15 protein-coding genes are annotated in these 21976 nt (G+C 61.4%); 9 read left to right on the plus strand and 6 right to left on the minus strand.

Annotation, left to right across the window (positions count from 1 at the left end):
* Positions 1–2: 2 nt before the first annotated feature.
* Both NKI73_RS22955 and NKI73_RS22960 read left to right on the plus strand, forming a co-directional pair.
* A complete protein-coding gene (locus NKI73_RS22955) occupies positions 3–2153 on the plus strand; it encodes a vWA domain-containing protein (protein WP_352633086.1) in 2151 nt (716 codons plus the stop codon).
* Positions 2154–2421: 268 nt separating this feature from the next.
* On the plus strand, positions 2422–2691 hold the full coding sequence (locus NKI73_RS22960; protein WP_352633087.1) for a hypothetical protein: 270 nt from the start codon (positions 2422–2424) through the stop codon (positions 2689–2691).
* Between the two features lie 16 nt (positions 2692–2707).
* Here the strand turns inward: NKI73_RS22960 and bmt are convergent, their stop codons facing one another.
* Positions 2708–3730 (minus strand): betaine--homocysteine S-methyltransferase, encoded by a 1023-nt coding sequence (gene bmt / locus NKI73_RS22965; protein WP_352633088.1) that lies wholly within the window; start codon positions 3728–3730, stop codon positions 2708–2710.
* Between the two features lie 449 nt (positions 3731–4179).
* Here bmt and NKI73_RS22970 point away from each other — a divergent pair, with 449 nt between their 5' ends.
* Positions 4180–6009 carry a hypothetical protein gene (locus NKI73_RS22970; protein ID WP_352633089.1) on the plus strand — a complete coding sequence of 610 codons (1830 nt, stop codon included), beginning with the start codon at positions 4180–4182 and terminating at the stop codon, positions 6007–6009.
* A 65-nt stretch (positions 6010–6074) separates the two neighbouring features.
* Here the strand turns inward: NKI73_RS22970 and NKI73_RS22975 are convergent, their stop codons facing one another.
* Positions 6075–6932, minus strand: coding sequence for a helix-turn-helix domain-containing protein (locus tag NKI73_RS22975; RefSeq protein WP_352633090.1), 858 nt, complete (start codon positions 6930–6932; stop codon positions 6075–6077).
* Positions 6933–7161: 229 nt separating this feature from the next.
* Between NKI73_RS22975 and NKI73_RS22980 the strand changes: the two genes are divergently transcribed.
* Positions 7162–8172 carry a fatty acid desaturase gene (locus NKI73_RS22980; protein WP_352633091.1) on the plus strand — a complete coding sequence of 337 codons (1011 nt, stop codon included), beginning with the start codon at positions 7162–7164 and terminating at the stop codon, positions 8170–8172.
* A gap of 91 nt (positions 8173–8263) precedes the next feature.
* Positions 8264–9100, plus strand: coding sequence for a phosphate/phosphite/phosphonate ABC transporter substrate-binding protein (locus NKI73_RS22985; protein ID WP_352633092.1), 837 nt, complete (start codon positions 8264–8266; stop codon positions 9098–9100).
* Here NKI73_RS22985 and NKI73_RS22990 read toward each other — a convergent pair.
* The 4 genes from NKI73_RS22990 to NKI73_RS23005 all read right to left on the minus strand — a co-directional run bounded on the left by NKI73_RS22990 (position 9065) and on the right by NKI73_RS23005 (position 15447).
* Positions 9065–10420 (minus strand): M24 family metallopeptidase, encoded by a 1356-nt coding sequence (locus tag NKI73_RS22990; protein WP_352633093.1) that lies wholly within the window; start codon positions 10418–10420, stop codon positions 9065–9067. The genes NKI73_RS22985 and NKI73_RS22990 overlap by 36 nt on opposite strands.
* A 9-nt stretch (positions 10421–10429) precedes the next feature.
* On the minus strand, positions 10430–13000 hold the full coding sequence (locus NKI73_RS22995) for a GcvT family protein (protein WP_352633094.1): 2571 nt from the start codon (positions 12998–13000) through the stop codon (positions 10430–10432).
* Complete coding sequence (locus NKI73_RS23000; protein WP_352633095.1) at positions 12997–13482, minus strand: endonuclease domain-containing protein; 486 nt, start codon at positions 13480–13482, stop codon at positions 12997–12999. Before NKI73_RS23000 ends, NKI73_RS22995 begins: the two co-directional genes overlap by 4 nt.
* A 387-nt stretch (positions 13483–13869) precedes the next feature.
* A complete protein-coding gene (locus NKI73_RS23005; RefSeq protein WP_352633096.1) occupies positions 13870–15447 on the minus strand; it encodes a trimethylamine methyltransferase family protein in 1578 nt (525 codons plus the stop codon).
* Positions 15448–15700: 253 nt separating this feature from the next.
* On the opposite strand from NKI73_RS23005, the gene NKI73_RS23010 reads away from it, so the two are divergent.
* From NKI73_RS23010 to NKI73_RS23025, 4 genes are all read left to right on the plus strand, one after another.
* Positions 15701–16876, plus strand: coding sequence for an MFS transporter (locus NKI73_RS23010; RefSeq protein ID WP_352633097.1), 1176 nt, complete (start codon positions 15701–15703; stop codon positions 16874–16876).
* Positions 16877–16970: 94 nt separating this feature from the next.
* Positions 16971–18140, plus strand: a complete 1170-nt coding sequence (locus tag NKI73_RS23015; RefSeq protein ID WP_352633098.1) for an MFS transporter — start codon at positions 16971–16973, stop codon at positions 18138–18140.
* Positions 18141–18210: 70 nt separating this feature from the next.
* Positions 18211–20280 carry a prolyl oligopeptidase family serine peptidase gene (locus tag NKI73_RS23020; protein WP_352633099.1) on the plus strand — a complete coding sequence of 690 codons (2070 nt, stop codon included), beginning with the start codon at positions 18211–18213 and terminating at the stop codon, positions 20278–20280.
* A gap of 261 nt (positions 20281–20541) precedes the next feature.
* Positions 20542–21921 carry an aspartate aminotransferase family protein gene (locus NKI73_RS23025; RefSeq protein ID WP_352633100.1) on the plus strand — a complete coding sequence of 460 codons (1380 nt, stop codon included), beginning with the start codon at positions 20542–20544 and terminating at the stop codon, positions 21919–21921.
* Positions 21922–21976 lie beyond the last annotated feature (55 nt).

Raw genomic sequence — 21976 nt, forward strand, 5'->3', positions numbered from 1 at the left:
CCATGGTCGACGACAACGAACTCAAGAGACTGCGCGATATCGCGGCGCCGGCGCCGGGCGAGTGCGCGAAGGCCCGTGCCTTCGAAGCCGCTCTGCGCGCATACGATCAGGAAAATATCTCTGCTGTCACCCAAGGATCGGTTGGCGGGCTTCGTCTCACAGAGCGAGCACAAAAGCTCTGGAGCGAGATCATGCAAAAGAAACTCATTGCCACGCCGGCCCTTGCCGGGCTCGTCGCCCTGCCGATCGCCGGATACGCCACTTTCCATATGCTGAGAGAGCAGCCGCCCAAATTCGGCGGCGACGAAAAGATCAGCGAGACGCTGGCCGACAAGCCGGCGACCCTGAAGCCGACGACCGCCGAGCCGAAGCCGGTTCGCACCGAGCTGGAGAAAGACAAGAAGGCCGACGCCGATGTGGAAAGCCGCGATGCGACCGATGCGCTTGTAGCCCCGGTCTCGCCGCCGAAATCCGAATCGACCGTTGCCGCCGGCGGTACGGCACAGCAGGAATCAGCGATTTCAAGTGGCGCTCCACGACAAGACGCGCTGGGAGGCGGCGTGCCGGCCGAACCCGCGCCACCGGCACCGACAGGTGAATTCGCGTTGGATGGCGCCGTAAGCGCACCCAGCACCTCTCGGGCCGCCCGCATGCCGGCCGAATCCAAGCTGATGGTGCCGCAGCCGTCGACCTTGCCGGCCGACCAGATGCAGCCGCAACAGGAAAACCGCGACCGCGTCGAGGATTTCAAGACCAATCCGCTGCATGCCGCGCTCGAAGACCCGGTCTCGACTTTCTCGATCGACGTCGACACGGCTTCCTATTCCTTTGTGCGGCGCTCGCTGAAGGAAGGTTTCATGCCGCAGGCCGATACGGTGCGTGTCGAGGAGATGATCAACTACTTCCCCTATGACTGGAAGGGTCCGGAGTCTGCGTCGACGCCGTTCAACTCGACCGTCAGCGTGATGCCGACGCCGTGGAACACGCACACCAGGCTGATGCATGTCGCCATCAAGGGGTTTGACGTCAAGCCGACCGAGCAGCCGAAGGCCAATCTGGTCTTCCTGATCGATGTCTCGGGCTCGATGGACGAGCCGGACAAGCTGCCGCTGCTCAAATCGGCTTTCCGGCTGCTGGTCAGCAAGCTGAAGGCGGACGACACCATCTCTATCGTCACCTATGCGGGTGACGCGGGCACAGTCCTGGAGCCGACCAAGGCGTCCGAAAAGGACAGGATACTCCGTGCCATCGACAATTTGACGCCTGGCGGTAGCACGGCCGGCGAAGCGGGCATCAAGGAAGCCTACAGGTTGGCGCAAAAATCCTTCGTCAAGGACGGCGTCAACCGGGTGATGTTGGCCACCGACGGCGACTTCAATGTCGGCCAGAGCGACGACGATGATCTGAAGCGGCTGGTCGAGAGCGAGCGCAAGACCGGTGTCTTCCTGTCGGTGTTCGGTTTCGGCCGCGGCAATCTGAACGACCAGATGATGCAGACCATCGCCCAGAACGGCAACGGCACCGCCGCCTATATCGACACGCTAGCCGAGGCGGAAAAGGTGCTGGTCGAGGACGCCTCCTCGACGCTATTCACCATCGCCAAGGACGTGAAGATCCAGGTCGAGTTCAACCCGAACAAGGTCTCCGAATACCGCCTGATCGGCTATGAGACCCGGGCGTTGAACCGCGAGGATTTCAACAATGACCGCGTCGATGCCGGCGATATCGGTTCGGGCCATTCCGTCACCGCGATCTACGAGATCACGCCGAAAGGCAACGGTGGCGAGCAGATCGATCCGCTGCGCTATGGCCAGGCGTCGGTGGACAATGGCGGCGTCGCCAATGCGGACGAATATGCCTTCGTCAAGATACGCTACAAGCTGCCCAATGAAGACGTCTCGAAGCTGATCACCACGCCGGTGACCTCGGCCAACGAGATTTCGTCCTTCGACCAAGCCAGCACCGACCAGCGTTTCTCCGTCGCGGTTGCCGCCTTCGGCCAGAAGCTGCGCGACGAGGATGCGACCGCGAAGTTCGGTTACGACAAGATCATGGAGATTGCCACTGCCGCTCGAGGAGCCGACCCGTTTGGGTACAGGTCCGAGTTCCTCTCGCTTGTGCGCCTTGCCTCGGCGCTGGGCGGTAACCGGTAGTGGTGATGACGGCCGGTTTCTTTCAGATGGGATCGTTCTGATAGGAGAAACCGACCAACGGGCGGGTGAGGCAGGCCGGCGAGGGTTCATTCCCTTGCCGGCCTTTTTTCGGATCTATTCAGGTGAGACCGGCCTGGCCTGAATCTCAACAGATCCGAAGCGCGGCGTTAACCTGCGCGATCGTTAAATTGCTCGGCATTTCCGGTACCGGATCGCAACCCCCTCCTTGCTACACGGGACAGGTCTACGGTGCTTGAGGGAGCCGGAATTGCAGATCAGGACTATCGCCAACTCGACACCTCCGGCACGCGACGCCTCGGCGGCTTCATCTGCCCCATCATCCGAATCCAGGCGTATCCGCGACGATGTCGCGCAGGCGCGTCACACCGCCATGTCGGCGCTGACCAACGACCGCTTCCGCATCATGCTGGAGCAGATCACTGATCCGGTTTCATCCGGTGCGCTGATGACGATGCACGGCGACAATGTGGTCGATTTCAAGTCGGCGCAGTCGAGCTACGCCGACAACAGCGAATAATCGAAAACCGATAAGGTCAGGCCCGGCTGCGGCGGCGCTCACGGCGGGCTTCGCTGGTCTCGGCGGTGTTTTCCGTCGCCACCTTGTTGCGCATCGGACCGATGCGCTCGACGATCGCGGCAACCGTCGGACGATCCGCCTTGGTGTGCGCGTCGAGCGCCTTGCGCATGGCGGCCAGGTGCTGGAACGAGGTGCCGCAGCAGCCGCCGATAATTTTGGCGCCGCCATCGACGGCGAGCCTGACATAATCGGCCATCAGTTCGGGCGTGCCAGAATAATGGATCTTGGTACCGCGGAATTCGGGGATGCCGCAATTGCCCTTGACGATCACCGTCGCTTCCGGCTTCGCCTCGGTCATGTCGAGCAGCGAGGCCAGGATGTCGGACGCGCCGACGCCACAATTGGCACCAACGCCGAGCGGCGCCTGCGACAACCCATCGGTGACGCCGTGGATATCCCTGGGCAGCAGGCCCATCATGGTGCGGCCGGCGGTGTCGAAGGAGCCAGTGTAAGTGTAGGGCAGGCCAACGCGGATGGCAGCCTCGGCGGCGGCGCGGATCTCGTCGGGAGCCGACATCGTCTCGATCCAGGCGACTTCGGCGCCACCGGCCTTGAGGCCCTCGATCTGCTCGGCGAAGGCGTCGACCGCCTCGTCATAGGTCATGGCGCCAAGCGGCACCAGCAATTCGCCGGTTGGGCCGACCGAGCCGGCGACGATCACCTTGCGGCCGGCCTTGTCGGCGACGGTGCGCGCGAGCTCGGCGGCGCGCTTGTTCAGCGCATGCGCGCGGTCCTGCGCATGGTGCAGCTTCAGCCGGTGGCGGGTGCCGCCGAACGAATTGGTCAGGATGATGTCGGCGCCGGCATCGACGAAATTCTGGTGCAGGCTTGTGATGGTGTCGGGCGCCGTCTCGTTCAGCAGTTCGGGCGCCTCACCGGCCTCGAGCCCCATGGCGAACAGGTTGGTGCCGGTGGCGCCGTCGGCCAGTAGCACGCCCTTTTCAGCCAGCAAGGCATCGATCGGGTTGGTGATCGTCATCGGAATGGCTTTCGTATTTTGAATTCGAATAAGGATATAAAGAAGTCTTTATGTGCAGTCAATGATTTGCCGTGATGGTCCAACCAGGTCGGGGCCTTTTCCTCACGGTGTCGAGGTGACCTCGACGTGGATTTCGGTGCAGATCCCGCCGTTGGTCGGATAATAGTCAACCGAGCAAGCGGTGACCACCAAGAGCAGATCCTGTTCAGTGTGCAACGTCACATTGCCGCCCGAGGATTGATCGAGGCCTCGACCACCAACCTGCCATGCGGCTGGTAGGAAGTTCTGGAAGAGATCGACACGGTCGGGACAAAGGGCAGTGTTGTGTCGGCATCAAGGCATGGAGGGGCTGTTCATGCGCCAGCAAACAAATTCAGTGGAATGCCAATAACAACCTTTGGTTTGTGTTGACACGCAACCTGATCTCAACGACCGTCACACGAGATGACTTGGAAAAACAAGGCTTTATACGGTTGCGTGAAATGAATTTTTCATTGTCGAGATTCTGGGATTTCTTGCATTCGCGCCTTTTTACGAACGCGGCAACGGCCTGGATGCGCATCTCAATGATCATCGCGTTCAGTTTCCTACTCGCAACAGGTCCAAATTTTCAGGTGTATCTCGTGGCGCTGGTCAATAGCGACTCTGCGGCCATCTATGAATCAGCTTATCAGACAGATTTGATCACATTTCCAAGTTTATCAGATTGGCTTGGGGGAGTCTTGTATTGGCCGTTCATATGTGCGGCTGTGGCAATAGTGGCATTTTCCTTCAGAAACTATTCTTTTAAGAAGACGGTCGACTCAATTGCGATCTTCAGTTTTGCTATCTTGACGGTAATTGACGTTATCACTGATCTCATATTAGGCCAATTTTCAATAGGTCGGTTTTTCCAGAATGTCGTAGCCAATTTGTTGGGCGGCGTTGCCTTGGGATTTACTGCCGCGTTGATACTGGTGATTTGCGAATACATAGCCAAAATTTTTTCGGGCCGAGCCGCTAATGTTGCCTCGGGCGCAGCGGCAATTGGCCTCGGCGTCCTTCTCTCCACTGCCGCATACTACATCTTGGATTTTTTCTATCGACCACTTCCGGTGCGTATTGTGATGGTCTTGAGCCACCCAGCGCACGGTGCACTAATTACCGACGCTACGGATCGCAATCCAACTGAGGAATCTGATGGGACAACTGCCTCTGTGCCGCGCTTCTCGTTCGTCCCGGCAATTTCGACAAATGGATTTGCTAATTGGCGAAAGGGTGACGGCCCGATGACGGTTCGGTGGGGCGCACTAGGCACGCCCGCGAAGTTTGACGCCGAGATCACCCTATTCGGCGGGTGCACCGATAGGTCCGATCTGCCAAAAACAACATATGAAAAAAATGCTTATGAACTTCCGAACGTTCGTAGCCTCGATTTTTGGGTCGAGAGCGGACTTTGGGATCTCAACGTGTTTGGAACTCAAGATTCCTCATCAGGTACCTTCAATTTTTCCCCTCAGAAATATGCATTCTTTTCAACGAATAAAGTTGATCAAAATAAGACTATTGAGATGGAGCAGTTTATAGACGAAAAATCGACCCTTGCCTATAAAAGCTCGGGTGAGATTTCTTACTATGCACTAGTCGTCCCGTTTGTTGTTGAAAATGATTCGATTGTTTCCCGTTCTACAATCCTCCATTTAAAAGTTGATGGAGACGAAACTATATTAAATCTTACGACTGATAAACCTGACAAAAACTGGGAAAAATTGTTGAAATGCAAGCAGCTTTCGGCCTCCTCGATCTTCTCTCGCGGCTCATTTGATATGAGCAGCATGAGCCTTTTAGGGATTCTCGTTAAAATCAAACCACATGCTGGCGAGTCGTATGTGAATCCGACGCATACGATAAAGGTGGATGGCGAGAATGGCTGGGTTACAATTAAGGGTCTGAAATCTGATGAATTAAACCAGGCGCCATCTGGTCGTGCTGAAGGAGTTTTAGTAGGTGGGGGTGTCGCCAGCATCGAGGTTAACGGCGAGGTCGAGTCTACCACTTCCACTGACAACATTGATGCTATTGGTGATTTTAAGGGGAGCTACGATACGTCCGGCCAAATTCGGTTCGCCGGCATCGCAAAGCTTCTATGGAAAAATCAGGTTCGTGCCAACCCTACTAAATGGGAGACCCTAGAAGGGGAGCACCGAGCCTATTTGATAGCCCTATCGGTCGCTGTATTGAGCTTTGCATCAGGGTTAGTCGTGATGAGGCTCAGGAAACAAGACGACCTTGATATATAGCGCGATAGTTGGGAAAGCCGACGCGTCTGTAGAGTGCGCTGTCGAATGACCATGATTGCCAGAGCTCAGACAGTGCTCGATGGAAACGACATGCTGGCCAGTTTGTGGGCGAAGCCTGCCGCCTCGTGTGCATTGATGTCGGCGGCGCGGATCAGATTGTCGAAGTGCTGGATCAGCGTCTGGATCGGCTGGGTGGCGTTGAGCACCAGATACATGTCGCCGACATAAATGGCGGCGCGATAGGGCCCGAAGATGGTGTAGGGGATCGAGTAGCGCATCCGCCCGTCATAGAGAAACAGCCGGAAGGTCGGATAGAGGTCGTCGAGCAGCGTTGCCATGTGCAGTAGCTGGGCGCGACGGTCGGCTTCCGGGAAACGATCCCAGACACCCAGCCCGCGTGCAAATATCTCCAGCGTGTGGCGCGGCATGCAGACTTCCATGTCGGTTTCCGGCCGCCTGTTGTAATCGATGCGGTATTGCGTTTCGCCGGCCTGCGCCAGGCGGTTCTTGTTGGCGATGCCCGCCTCGTAGTCGACCAGCGCCTCGGTGCGCAGAAGGTCGGGAATGCCGGCCGGCACGTAGCGGATCTTGGTGCCCGCGGCCTCGGCATGCCATTTGGCCAGCAGCGTGCGGTCGAAGCCGTCGGGCGCCTCCTCGATCTCCAGGCTCTCGCGGATTTCGCCGGTGAGGCCCTCATCCTGGCTGAGGCCGAGAAGCCAGTCGAGCGACACCTTGAATTCGGCGGCGATGTTGAGCAGCGTTTCGGCGCGAGGCAGGCGGGTCGAGGCGCCCGACAACAGCTGCGACAGCGCCGAGCGGTCGATGCCGACCGCCGTCGCGAAGGCCGACTGGTTGAGGTCGGAGCGTGTCAAGAGCATTTTCAGGCGTTCGCGGAAGATGGTCGACAGGTCGCGCTTGTCCATCTCGGTGCTCCGGTCCGATTGAGGAAAAATTTGCGCCGAAGCGTCTTCACGCGCTCCTCAGGCGTAAATAAATCCCTAAGTCTGTTTACAATGTATAACATGTGCGGTCAAAAATGCGCAATCGCAACAGTTTGTGCACTTTGTCTCGTTGAGTGGAATCATTTCTCCTGACACAATGCTGTCAGGAACCAATTGGGGTTCCGGCGACTGAGGGACAGTGGTCGATAGCATGACGGGCAAGGGCATCAGGCGACGCAGCGTACCGGCCATCGAGTGGCCGACCGTGGTACTCGCCTTCTTCTGTTACGCAACATGGCTCGCCACCGGTTTCCTGCTCTGGCCATCCTACCCCATCCTCGCGCTCGCCGTCCTCGCCTTCACCGCCGCACTGCAATCCTCGATCATGCACGAAGTGCTGCACGGACATCCGACGCGCAACGCGCGGGTCAACGAAGCCTTCGTCTTTCTGCCGATCGGTCTGGTCTGGCCGTTCCGCCGCTTCAAGACCATCCATCTGCGCCACCACGCCGACGAGCGGTTGACCGATCCGCTGGACGATCCGGAAAGCTATTACCAGGCGCTGTGGCAGCATGACGAACTGCCGCCGACGATGAAATTCGTGCTCAAGATCAACAACACCATGGCCGGCCGGTTCGTGCTCGGCCCTTGGCTGTCCTGCATCGGCTTCTTCATCGACGATGCCAAGCAGATGATCGCCGGTGACAAGGCGATCCGCAAGGCGTGGCTGATGCATGCGATCGGCCTTGCCATCGTGGTGCCGATCGTCCAGTTCGGCTTCGGCATCCCGCTGTGGCTCTACATCCTGGTGCCGGTCTGGCTCGGCCAGTCGCTGATTTCGATCCGCACTTTCGCCGAGCATCAATGGTCGGAACATCCGGAAGGCCGCACGGTGATCGTCGAGCGTTCACCGCTGTCTTTCCTGTTCCTCAACAACAATCTGCACTTCGTCCACCACAAGACCCCGACCGTGGCCTGGTACAAGCTGCCCAAGCTGTTTCGTGACCGTCGTGAGGAATGGCTGCGGATGAACAATGGCTATGCCTATCCGAACTATTTCGCACTGATCAAAGCCTATGCGTTCAAGGCGAAAGAGCCGATTGTGCACCCGGTGCTGCGGCGCGCGCCAGAGCCGGGCAGAGCCTTCAAACCGCGCATCAGGGCGCGCAGCATCAGCGGGCTTGGCAGCGCGCCGGTTCCCGCCGAGCCGCCCAAGGAATAATTCCGGCGTATATCCGGGCGTGTCGGCCAATTCTGATTGGACGCCGCGTTTTTGCGATCCTTTTTCCAGACGTGGTGATTGAGTGTCGGGCATGAGTGAATTGGTTGCGGCGTTGCCGATGTACGACTGGCCCGAAGTGCGCGGCGAGGTCGATGCGCAATGGGCACGATTGCGCGAGGCCTTTCGGCAAAAGGGCATCGATGCGCCGCAATCCATCGTGCGTCGCAATGGTGACCTGCCGCCGGTACCGGGCGGCATTCATTATAATGCCCAAGGAGAGCTGATCGCGCCGGACCCGGCGACATTGCCGCCGGATGAACTGGATTTTCCCAGCCTTTGGCTGCACCCGGCGCTGTTGTTTGCGCAGACATGTTGGGGCCCGATGGAATTCGGCCTTTCGAAGCATGTCCAACTCATAGGCCAACCCAGCTACGACGCTTATGAAGGCGGGAAGGGCGAACTCTATTCGAGCGCCATCATCGTGCCGGCGGACGGCGGGATGTCAGTACCTTCGCCCACGGACGGCCGGGCCGTCATCCCGATCGATCTGATTCAGAGCAAGCGGTTCACCTTCAACAGCCTCGATTCCATGTCAGGTATCATCGCCTTGTCCCGTGACCTCGACGACTTGGACCCGCTTTCGCAAAGCGATCTGTTTTCGGAAAACCTGCATAGCGGTGGGCATCGCGCTTCGATTGTCGCTGTCGCCGAAGGCAAGGCGGATGTCGCGGCGATCGACTGCGAAAGCTGGGCGCTGGCGCAGCGCTTCGAGCCTGCGGCGCGAGCGGTGAAGGTCGTCGGCTGGACAGCACGGCGCAAAGGTCTGCCGTTCATCACCGCCGCAACGACACCGGAAAAAACCGTCGTCGCGATGCGCGAGGTCATTGCCGGCCTAACCGAGCAGCCTCGCATCCAGCGGGTAGGTTGAAAGCTGCTCGTTGCCGGCCGCGGTGATCAGGATCTGTTCCTCGATCTTGACGCCCTCGCGCCCGCCAAGCCTGCCGATATAGCTTTCCACACACACCACCATTCCGGGTTCCAGAACGCCATCGGGCGTATCGGCAGTCCAGTCGCTGGCATGCGGCAAGGTCGGATATTCATCGGCCAGGCCGACGCCGTGATAGAGCACGCCATAGCGCGTCGGGAAGCAGTCTCCCGGCGGCACCGCCGAGCGTTCGACGAGGTCGCGGAACGAGACGCCGGGCTGCATCAGCGCTATGTTGCGCGCGACCTGGCCGGCGGCGATGCGAAACAGCTCGCGCTGCTCGTCGGACGGCTTTGCATCGCCGCACAGCCATGTGCGCGACAGGTCAGCGCAAAAGCCGTAGGGACCGATCAGGTCGGTGTCGAAGGCGACGAGATCGCCTGATACAATCTTGCGTGACGAGCATTCCTGGAACCACGGATTGGTGCGCGGGCCTGACGTCAGCAGCCGCGTCTCGATCCATTCGCCGCCGCGGGCGATGTTGCCGCGATGCAGTTCGGCCCATAGCTCATTCTCGGAAATCCCTGGCTTCAGAGCCTGTTCCATCTCGCCCATTGCCGCCTCGCAGGCGACGATAGCGCGGCGCATGGCAAGGATTTCGTCCGGCGACTTGATCAGCCGCGCATTCTCCATCACCGCCTCGCCATTGCCGATCGAAACACCAAGGCGCGCCAGTTCCTCGACGCCTTCAGGGTTGATGTGGTCGACTGCGATGCGGCTGTTGGCGCCGCCATGTTCCCTAACCAGATCGGCGATGCCGGCGGCCCAGCGGCGGACCTTTTGCTCCGTAAGCTCGCCGCTATAGAGGTACATCCATGACACAGCGGGGCGAACCTCGTCGACGATGCCGGAATGGTCGGAGAGGTGTTCGCAGGAGAAATAGTCGAACAGCACCACCGGTCCGTCGGTCGCAACGAAGCAATGCCGCGTCGGATTGTGCGCCACCCACGACTGCATGTTGGTGGAGTCCGTCGCGTAGCGGATGTTCACGGGATCGTAGAGCAGCGCGCCGGCATAGCCGCGGCGCCTCAACTCGGCGCGGATACGCTCCAGCCGGTATTGGCGCATGGCAGGCAGATCGGGAGCGGCAATGCCCGCCGCGGCCCATTCAGCCTCCGCCTGCGCGCCATAGCCCAGCACATGCTGGTTGAGCGCCGCCGCCTTCTGCCGGGAGGCGTCGCGCTGCGCCTCGATCGAGCCCGGCTCGAACGGCATGATCTTGCGATGCCGGCCAAAGCTGCCCTTTGGCCCCGCGCTGTCCATGGTCGAACCTCAGGTCCGCATCTTTTCGCCACTCGGATCGAAGGGTGCTTCGACGTTGATGCGGGCCGGGCGCCGATGTCCGAGGATTTCGATTTCGAACAGGCCCGCGCTTTCGTCCTCGGCAAGAGCCGCCGGCACGTAGCCCTGCGCCATCGACTTCTGCACATAGTGGGCATAACCGCCTGAGGTGACCCAGCCGACCACGCGCCAGTCGCCGTCGACGATGCCGCGCACGGCGGACGCACCTTCGGCAGCCTTGGAGCCGCGTATTTCCTTGCCGCCCTTGTCGAAACGCGGTGCGCCATAGCCATGCGGCTTTTCAACCGTGCCGTAATCCTTGCTGACTTTGGCCCAGATCGGCTCGTCGCCCATGACGTCAGCATCGGCGGCATCGACGATGAAGGAGACGCGGCGCAGTTTTGGTCCTTCCGCCTGTTCCTTGGCGGCTGCCTCGCGGCCGATGAAGTCGTTTTTCTCCAGCTTGATGAAGCGGTCCATCGCCCCTTCAAAGGGTCCGTAGATCGGCCGCAACTCGCGGAACCAGGTCGGAAAATTCTTTTCCAGGCGCATGGAGAGCAGAGCGCGCATACCGAAATCCACGAGGCCGAATTCCTCGCCGGCGTCCTTGATCGCCTGGTAGACCAGGCGCTCATAGGCTGGCGCCATCCAGATCTCGTAGCCAAGATCGCCGGTGTAGGTGATGCGGTTGACGAGACAAGGCGCGCCGCCGACCGCCATCTCGCGGAAATCCATGAAGCGGAAGGCTGTGGTCGAGATGTCGACATCGACGAGTTTCTGCAGCAAGTCGCGGGATTTCGGTCCGGCGATCGACAGACCGACGAGCGTCTGGTCGAAGCGGTGGATACGCACCGAACTATCCTTCGGCAGATGCTTCTCGAACCAGCGCATGTGGTATTTCTGCGCGGCCGACGAACCCCAGATCATGAAGCGGTCTTCTGCTGCCTTGGCGATGGTGAAGTCGCCGATCAGCTTGCCGAATTCATTGAGCATCGGCGTCAGCACGATGCGGCCGGTCTTCGGCATGCGGTTGGTCATCAGCCGGTTGAGGAAATCCTCCGCCGCCGGTCCCGACACTTCGTATTTGGCGAAGTTGGCGATCTCGGTGACGCCGACGCGCTCACGCGTGGCGCGCACTTCCTCGCCGATCGGCCCAAAATCGTTGGAGCGATGGAAGGAGACGATATCCCTGGGCTCCTTGCCTTTCGGTGCGAACCACAGCGGCGTTTCGAGACCCCAGCTGTCGCCCATGATGGCGTTGTTGGCCAGCATGGTGTCGTAGAGCGGCGTCGTCTGCGCCGGGCGCGCTGCCGGCAGTTCCTCGTTGGGGAAGCGGATGGAGAAGCGGCGCGAATAGTTTTCGCGCACCTTGGCGTTGGTGTAGCGCAGGCCGGCCCATTCGCCGAAGCGGGTGACATCCATGCCCCAGACGTCGAACCCGGGATCGCCATGTACCATCCAGTTCGACAGCGCCAAGCCGACGCCGCCGCCCTGGCTGAAGCCGGCCATGACGGCGCAGGCGCACCAGAAATTGGTCAGGCCCTGCACCGGACCGACCAGCGGGTTGCCGTCGAGCGCGAAGGTGAAAGGGCCGTTGATGATCTGCTTGATGCCCGCCTTCTCGATGCCGGGGAAATGCTTGAAGCCGATTTCCAGCGACGGCGCGATGCGGTCGAGGTCGGGCGGCAGCAATTCGTGGCCGAAATCCCACGGGGTGTTGACCGGCGACCACGGCTTGCAGGCCTTCTCATACGTGCCGAGCAGGATACCGTTGCGCTCCTGGCGGGTGTAGATCTCGCCCTTGAAGTCGAGCACGCCGATCATCTCGCGGCCGGTCGATTTGTTGAACTCCTCGACCTCCGGCATCGGCTCGGTCAGGAGATACATGTGCTCCATGGCCAGTACCGGCAGTTCGACGCCGACCATGCGGCCGATCTCGCGCGCCCACAGGCCGCCGCAATTGACGACATGCTCGGCCTTCACCGTGCCCTGTTCAGTGACGACGTTCCAGGTGCCGTCGACCTCCTGCGTCAGTTCGACGACGCGGTTGCGCAGCACGATCTCGGCGCCGAGTTTCTTGGCCGCCTTGGAATAGGCGATCGTCGTTCCGGACGGATCGAGATGGCCTTCGACCGGATCCCACATGGCGCCGACGAAATTGGTCTCGTCCATCAGCGGGAACATCGCCTTGGCTTCGGACGGGGTGATCAGTTCGGTGTCCATGCCGAGATAGCGGCCCTTGGCGTGGGCAAGGCGCAGAAAATCCATGCGCTCGGGCGTATCGGCCAACATCACGCCGCCGGTCAGATGCAGCGAGCAGGACTGGCCGGATATTTCCTCGATCTCCTTGTAGAGTTGCACCGTGTAGGCCTGCAGCTTGGCGACGTTGGGGTCACCGTTCAGCGTATGGAAGCCACCGGCCGCGTGCCAGGACGAGCCGGAGGTAAGCTCCGAGCGCTCGATCAGCATGATGTCGGTCCACCCGGCCTTGGCCAGATGGTAGAGAACCGAGCAGCCGACGACGCCGCCGCCGATGACAACCGCTTTTACATGAGATTTCATCTAGATAGGTCCGTTTTTGAAGGGAATGAATCGATTGGGAGCGGCGTGAAAACAAAGCGGAGGTCGGAGACAGCGATGTCTTCCGCTAGCTTGCCATCAAGCGCGGCAAGGATGGTTTCACAGACGGAAGTACGATGTTGCAGGACGTCATGGCTCCAAAGGCGCAGGATCGAGTAGCCTTGGGTCCGCATGAAATCGTCGCGGCGGCGGTCATATGAACTGCCGGCGTGCTGGTGTCCGTCGACTTCAACGACAAGCCATTTTTCGCGGCAAGCGAAGTCTGCGTAGTATGGCCCGATAGAGAACTGTCGCGTGAACTTGTAGCCACCAAGTTTGCGGGCTTTTAACTCGAGCCAAAGCAGAGCTTCGGCCTGGTTGTCACCTTGCCTGAGTTTTCTGGCTCGCTGGGTGGTGCCCGTTTTGCGGCGGCTGCGGGTTGCGGGGCGGGCTTCCCCCACTCCGTCGCCGCTTCGCGACGCCACCTCTCCCCCCTCCGGAGGGAGAGGAAGGGCGCCGGCTGTGGAAAGTTCGCGCCCTTCCTCTACCCCGTCGATCGGGGGAGAGGTGTCGAGCGAAGCTAGACCGATTGGGGGTCGACTGTTCGTCAAAGCAATGCTTCCGCCTGGTTGCCCGCTTGCCGGAGGTTACGCGCTCGCTGCGTTGTCCCTGTTTGCGGCGGCTGCGCGTTTCAGGAACGGCTTCCCCCACTCCGTCGCCGCTTCGCGGCGCCACCTCTCCCCCCTCCGGAGGGAGAGGAAGGGAGCCAGCCTGTATAGGCTCGCGCCTTTCCTCTTCCCCGTCGATCGGGGGAGAAGTATCGAGCGAAGCTCGACGGAGTGGGGTCGACTGTTCATCAACAACACAGACGATCAAAAATCGGTCGGCGCGCCGCCCTCGGACCGGCGCTTGGCGACGAAGGCGTTGAGTTCCTCGCGGACGGCCGGGTCCATGTAGGGCTCTTCGTAGGACGCAAGTCGTTCTTTCCAGACTTTGTTGGCCTTTTCGAGCGCCGTCGGCGAGCCGGCTTCCGCCCAGGTCTCGTAATTGCGCCAGTCGGACAGGATCGGCGAGTAGAAGGCGGTCTTGTAGCGGTCCTGCGTGTGCTGGGTGCCGAAGAAATGGCCGCCGGGACCGACCGACTGGATCGCGTCGAAGCCAAGCGCCTCGTCGGAAAGGTCGAGCGGGGTCAGGAATTCCGCCACCATCTGCAGCAGGTCGATGTCGAGAATCGTCTTCTCGTAAGAGCAGCGCAAGCCGCCTTCGAGCCAGCCGGCGGCATGCATCATCAGATTGCCGCCGCCCTGGATGGCACCCCACAGCGAGAACACGCTTTCATAAGCCGCCTGGGCGTCGACCGTGTTGGCGGCGCAGGTGTTGGAGGTGCGGTAGGGGATGTTGTAGCGGCGGGCAAGCTGGCCGCCGACGAGCTGCGCCTTCATGTATTCCGGCGTGCCGAAGGCCGGTGAACCGGACTTCATGTCGACATTGGAGGTGAAGCCGCCATAGCCGACCGGCGCGCCCTTGCGCACCATCTGCGCGAAGGCGATGCCGGACAGTGCCTCGGCGTTTTGCTGCACCAGCGCGCCGGCGATGGTGACCGGCGCCATGGCACCCGACAGGGTGAATGGCGTCACGACGACGACCTGGCCCTTGCTCGACATCTGGATGATGCCTTCCATCATCGGCACATCGAGCTTGAGCGGCGAATTGGTGTTGATGATGGTGAAGACGGACGGCTCTTCGAGCAGCTGTTCGTGGCTAATGCCGCGCGCGATCCTGGCGATCTCGATGCCGTCCACATTGCGCTCCTTGCCGAGCGAATAGATGTGGAACACCTTGTCGGTGAGCACGCTGAGATCGCGGATGCATTCGAGGTGGCGCACGGACGGATGGATATCAGTCGGCTCGACCGGATAGCCACCCGTGCAGTTCAGGATGTTATGCATCTGCGCGAGTTTTAGGAAGTTGCGATAATCCTGCTGGTTGCCGGGCCGGCGGCCACGATCGATATCGGAGCAATTGGGCGCCGACGCCATCATCGAGATGATCACATTGTTGCCGCCAAAGCGCACATTGTGCGCGGGATTGCGGGCATGGATGGTGAACTCCGACGGGCAGTGCGACACCAGTTCGAGGATCATGTCGCTGTCGAAGCGCACCCGCTCGCTGCCGTCGCGCACGTCGGCGCCATGCGCCTTCATGATGCGGCGGGCTTCGTCATGCAGCACGTCGACGCCGATTTCCCTGAGCACGCGCAGGGAGGCGAGGTGGATCGATTCCAGCTCGTCGTCGGAAACCAGCCTGGTTGGAGTCAGCGGATTTTTCAGCTGGCGGAAAGCCGGCTGCTCGAACGCGGTCGAGCCGCCGGCGCGCTTTCCGGCGCGGCCGCCGCGACGGGCGCGATCGGTGGCCAATGCCGGTTCTGCTGGTTGTAGGGCGGCGGTCATGATGGTCCTCGTACGATGCGATAGCGGGCGGCATAATGGACCGGCGGCTGTCCGGCCATTGCGGAGGCGGCGACCACTAGGGCGAGGGAAGCGACATGTCGGATCGGCAGTTGCGTGGCCGCGACATCGCCCCGATTGCGTTGCCGTTGGCGCAAACGGATTTCGCCGGCCGGCCCTTCCTTTCCCCGGATCGAACCAGTAGCTAGTCGGGCTTGCCGGCCGGATGGCCAGCACATTTCACACGGATGACGGCATGGTCGCGACCGGCTCGAGCGAAGGCGAAGCGGGAACGCAGTGGGCAGCGCTTGCCGGCGTCACCGCGGCACTTGCCATGTTCGGCGCGGCGCAAGGGTTGAGTTCGCCGCTGTTCACGCTTCTGATGCAGAAGCAAGGCATGTCGCCGGCGCTGATCGGCCTGTCGGCGGCGATGATGCCGCTCGGCCTGATCCTGTCGGCTTCGTTCGTGCCGGCTGCGGTGCGGCTGGTCGGCGCGCGCAACCTGGCGGTCGGCTGCTCGCTGATCGGTGCGCTCTGCTTCCTGGGCATCGGCTATCTGCAGGACTGGGTGGCCTGGTTCGTCATCCGCTTCATCATCGGCGTGGTCATCAACCCGCTCTACATCCTCGGCGAGGTGTGGGCGCTGTCGCTGGCGCCGCCGTCGCGGCGTGGCCGGGTGATGGGAGCGTTCAACACCGTACTCGGCGCCGGCTATTCGGCCGGACCGTTGGTGCTGACGGCAGTCGGCACAGCGGGCTGGATTCCCTTTCTTGTCGGCATCGCCGGCTTCGCACTCTGCGCGGCGATCCTGCGCGCTGTTTCGTCAAGCCTCGCCGGCTTCGAGGACGACGGCCAATCGTCCGGCGGCTTTTTCGGTTTCGCCAGACTGGCGCCGGCGCTGCTGTTTGCCGTGCTGGTTTCGGCAGCGGTGCAGCTGTGCACTTACGCATTGATGCCGGTCTTCGGCTCCGCCTATGGCTTGCCTGAAAGGGTACTGGCGGCCCTGGTGATGGCGCTGTCGCTGGGCAACATCTTTCTGCAAATTCCACTTGGCCTGCTTGCGGAACGTTTCGGCGGCCGGGCGATGATCATCTTCTGCGCAGTGGCGACGGCAGCCTGTGCGGTTTTGCTGCCGGTGCTGATCACCACGCCGGCGATCTGGCTCGTTCTTCTCGTCATGGGTGCGGTCGGCTATGGCGTTTATACCATGGCGCTAGTCGAACTCGGCACCCGGTTCAAAGGGACGGCGCTTGTCGCCGGCAACGCAGCTTTCGCGCTGATGTGGGGCGCTGGCGGTATCGTCGGACCGCCCGGCGCCGGCGCGCTGATGCAGGCCATCGGTCCGCTGGGCTTGCCCGTGGTGATCGGCGGCCTCGATGCGGCGCTGGTGGCCTTTGTGCTCTACCGATCCTTCAAGCGCCGAAACTCCTGACAGGGTTTGGCTGGAGCAAGCGGTTTTTCCCTGAGAAGGGCTTACTCCCACCGGACAGAGAAGCTAGTCCTGAGGCCCTTGATTAGGTGTGATGATGGACCTGACGAAAACCGGCAACGAGACGATGCAGTGGGCGGCGATCACCGGTGTGATCGCCACGGTCTCGGTATTTGCTATCGCCCAGGGACTGTCCTATCCGCTGTTGAGCTTTATCTTGCAGCGTCAGGGCGTTTCGCCGGCGATGATCGGCCTGTCGGCGGCAATGACGCCGATCGGCTTCATCGTGTCGTCGCCATTGATCCCGTCGCTGGCGCGGCGGTTCGGGGCAGGGCGCACGGCGCTCATTTGTGCCGCGCTTTCGGCGGTTGTGCTGGCGCTTATCGGCTGGACGCAGAATGCCTATCTCTGGTTTCCACTGCGCTTCCTGATCGGCGTCGTCACCAATCCGCTTTACGTGCTGAGCGAGATCTGGGTGATCGCTCTGGCGCCGCCGGCGCGACGCGGTCGCGTCATGGGCGTTTACTCGACGATCATCTCGGCCGGTTTCGCGGCCGGGCCGCTTTGCCTGCTTGCCGTCGGCACGGAGGGCTGGCCGCCATTCCTCGTCGGCATTTTTGGCTTCGTGCTGTGCGGCATCTGTCTGGCCTCGGTGCTGCCGCGCTTGCCCAAGGTCGACGAGGCCGGGCATCAGGTTTCGGTGCTTGGCTTCGTGCCGCTGGCCTGGCTGCTTTTGTTTGCCGTCATCGTGGCTGCCGGCTTCGAACAGGGCGCGCTGGCCTTGCTGCCGGTCTACGGCACCCATCACGGCATCGCCGAGACCCGCATGTCTGCGCTGCTGTCGGTGATGATCGCCGGCAACATCGCCATGCAGGTGCCGCTCGGACTGCTGGCGGAAAGGCTTTCCGCGCGCCTGGTGCGGCTTGCCTGTGTTTCCTTGACGGTGCTCGGTTGCGTGCTTCTGCCGCTGCTCATCGAGACGCCGCTGATCTGGCCGATGATCTTCGTCTGGGGTGCGGTTTCCTACGGCATCTATACGATGTCGATCATCGAGCTCGGCGAACGCTTCACCGGTTCCACACTGGTCGCCGGCAATGCCGCCTTCTCCTTGATGTGGGGCGTCGGTGGCATCGCCGTGCCGCCGCTTGCGGGCGGTGTCATGGATATTCTGGGCGCCGGCGGGCTGCCGATCACGCTTGGCCTGATGTGCCTGGCGTTGGCCATCGCGAGCCTGGCTGGTCGGCGGAAAGCCTCAATCGTGCGCTGAACATATTGAATATCGGACACAGCATATCGATGTTGGCAGTGCCAAAAGCGACGCGTTTATCGGAGACCTCATGACCAAGCCTATCCAAAAACCAAGATCCGCCACCGAGATGAACGATCCCTTTCTCTGGCTGGAAGACAGGACAGCCAAGCAGTCGCTCGACTGGGTGCATCGCCAGAACGAGGTCACGGTTGGCGAATTACAGGGGGATCCGTCCTATCAGGCTTCGTTCCAGACCGCGCTCGACCTGATGACGGCCGAAGACAACATCGCAGTCGGCGCAGCACTCAAAGGTCATGTCTACAATTTCTGGCAGGACAAGACCAATGTGCTCGGCCTCTGGCGCCGCACGACGGTTGCTTCCTACAAAACCGAAAAACCCGACTGGGAAACGATCATCGACTTCGACCAGCTTGCGGCGAAGGAGGGGATCAAATGGGTTTTCGGCGGCGCAAGCCGGCTCTATCCGGACTTCAATCGCTGTCTGGTGAGTATGTCGCCCGATGGCGGTGACGCCAGCGAGATGCGTGAATTCGACATCGAAACGAAATCCTTCGTAGAAGATGGGTTTCGCGCGCCCGCATCCAAGTCGGGTTTCAGCTGGCTGGACAAGGACACGGTCATCGTTTCGGCGGCGTTCGAGGAGGCCGACAAGACCGAATCGGGGTATCCGCGCGTGGTCAAACTCTGGAAGCGCGGCACCAAGCTGGAAGACGCGACACCGATCTTCGAGGCGCAGAAAGAGGATCTCGCCGTTGGCGCAGCTGTCGAGTTCGACGGCGACAGGCGCTATTTGATCCTGGCCCGGACGCTGAATTTCTTCGCTTCGCACATCTTCCTGCGGCTGCAGTCCGGCGAAAACAAACAGCTGCCGCTGCCAGACGACATGACCGACACCGCGATCTTCAGGGATCAGCTCGTCTTCGGTGTGCGTAGCCCGTGGACGGCGCCCGACGGCACAGTGTGCAAGCCTGACGGCCTCTACTCGCTGGATCTGGCGCATTGGGTCGATACCGGCACGCTCGGCCCGGTGGAGACATTGTTCGAGCCGACGTATCGCGTTTCCATCGCCGGCATCGCCCGCACGCAGGACCGGCTGTTCATCAGCCTGATGGACAATGTGCGCGGCAAGGTCGTCGTCTGCGAGCGGGTCGATAGCCGCTGGGCGCTGAAGCCGGTGGCGCTGCCCGAAAACGGCAATGTCGGCATCAGCCATGCCGAGCAGTTCGGGTCGAGTGTGTCCTTCTCCTTCACTGATTTCCTGACGCCGAGCTCGATCATCTGGTCGGACGACAATGGCGAGACGCTGGACACCGTGAAATCGCAGCCGGCGCGTTTCGATGCGTCGCCGCTGATCTCGGAACAGTTCGAGGCGCGCTCGAAGGACGGCACGATGATCCCTTATTTCGTCGTCAGGCGACGAGACCAGAAGGGCCCGGTGCCGACGCTGCTCTATGGCTATGGCGGCTTCGAAGTGCCGCTGCTGCCCGGCTATGCCGGCGTGCGCGGCAGACTGTGGCTGGAGAAGGGCAATGCCTACGTGCAGGCCTGCATCCGCGGCGGCGGCGAGTTCGGCCCGGCCTGGCATCAGGCAGCGCTCAAGGGCAATCGCCAGAATGGCTTCGACGATTTCGCAGCGGTTGCGCAGGACGTCGTTAGACGCGGGATTGCGACAGCAGCCTCGCTCGGCATCCAGGGCGGCTCGAATGGCGGCTTGCTGACCGGCGTTTCCTTGACGCAGCGCCCCGAGCTTTTCGGCGCCGTCATCATCGAGGTGCCGCTGCTCGACATGCTGCGCTACACCGAACTGCCGCCCGGTGCTTCCTGGATGGCCGAATATGGCGACCCGTCGAAACCGGAAGACGCGAAGTGGCTTTCCGCCTATTCGCCCTATCAGCATGTCGATGCCGGTGCTGCCTATCCGCCGGTATTGCTGACCACCTCGACCGCGGATGACCGGGTCCATCCCGGGCATGCGCGCAAGATGGCCGCCCGTCTGCAGGAAGCCGGTCATGCCAAGACGATGTTCTTCGAGGAGACAGAAGGCGGGCATGGCGGTCGCGGCGACCGCCGGCCGCAGGCGGCGCAGACCGCGATGAAATATGTCTTCCTGCAAAGAGCACTGGCCGGGACGGCATAACCGGGAGCTTAGCGTTACTGACGCAAAGGGTAGTTCACCTCGACCATCCTTTGCTCTAAGGTGCCGGCCATGGCTCTCGAAGGGACATTGGCTGGCGCATTTGGTCTTCGTGCATTGCGGGTCGCGGTGACACCGTCACCGCGCACGCTGCGCGCGGAGCTTTTGCGGCTGTGTGCCCGCATCGGTTATTCGCCACCTGTCTGCCTCTGACGCATTCGCCCCGGCTTGGGCCGGATAGAATCCAGAGGAAAGATCACATCCATGACCTATCAGAATTATTCGCTGAAGCAGCTTCAGCAGATCGATGCCGCGCATCATCTCCATCCATTCACCGACCACAAGGAACTGCGCGAGGCCGGCTCGCGCATCATCACCCACGCCAACGGGCCGTTCATCTACGATTCCGAAGGCACGGAAATCCTCGACGGCATGGCCGGGCTGTGGTGCGTCAACGTCGGCTATGGGCGCGACGAACTGGCCGAGGCCGCCTATGCGCAGATGAAGGAGCTGCCCTACTACAACTCCTTCTTCAAATGCTCGACGCCGACACCGGTGCTGCTGTCCAAGAAGCTGGCGGAAATCGCACCGAAGAACGTCAGCCAGGTGTTCTACGGCTCCTCCGGCTCGGAAGCCAACGACACGGCGCTGCGTCTCGTGCGCCACTACTGGGTGCTTGAAGGCAAGCCGCAGAAGAACCGCATCATCTCGCGCAAGATGGCTTACCACGGCTCGACCGTTGCCGGCACGTCGCTCGGCGGCATGGATGGCATGCACAAGCAGCTCGGCGGCGCGGTGCCCAACATCGTCCATGTGATGATGCCCTATGCCTATGAGCTGGCGTTGCCTGGCGAGAGCGATCATGATTTCGGCCTGCGTGCGGCCAAGGCCGTCGAGGATGCGATCCTTGAAGCCGGCGCCGACAAGGTTGCCGCCTTCATCGGCGAGCCTGTCATGGGAGCAGGCGGTGTGAAAATACCGCCGCTCAGCTACTGGCCGGAGGTGCAGCGCATCTGCCGCAAATACGATGTCCTGCTGATGCTGGACGAGGTCATCACCGGCTATGGCCGCACTGGCGAGTGGTTCGCCGCGCAGACGCTCGGCATCGAGCCGGACACGATCACCACGGCCAAGGCGCTGACCTCGGGCTATCAGCCGCTGTCGGCATTGCTGGTCGGCGACCGCATCGCCTCGACGCTGGTCGAGAAGGGCGGCGAGTTCAATCACGGCTACACCTATTCAGGCCACCCGGTGGCCTGTGCCGTGGCGCTGAAGAACCTCGAGATCATCGAGCGGGAAGGACTGGTCGATCGCGTCCGGAACGATACCGGCCCTTATTTCGCAAAGGCGTTGCAGGAGCGCATTGCCGGGCACGATCTGGTCGGCGAGGTGCGTTCGATCGGTCTGATGGGTGCGATCGAGATCGTCAAGGACAAGGCGACCAAGGAGCGGTTCCTTCCGGCTGGAAGCGCGGCGGTGACCGTGCGCGACCACGCCATCGCGCACGGCATGATGCTGCGCGCCACCGGCGACACGATGATCCTGTCGCCGCCGCTGATCTGGACCCGTGATACGATCGACATGGTCTGCGACCGCATCTCGAAGGCGCTAGATCTGGCGCAAGCCGATCTGCGCAAGCGGTAGGGCTCGACCCCTAACCGGGCGTTCCTCGGCAGGAGCGCCCGGCCTCGACAACATG

The organism is Mesorhizobium sp. M0496 (assembly GCF_040321205.1).
Taxonomy (GTDB): domain Bacteria; phylum Pseudomonadota; class Alphaproteobacteria; order Rhizobiales; family Rhizobiaceae; genus Mesorhizobium.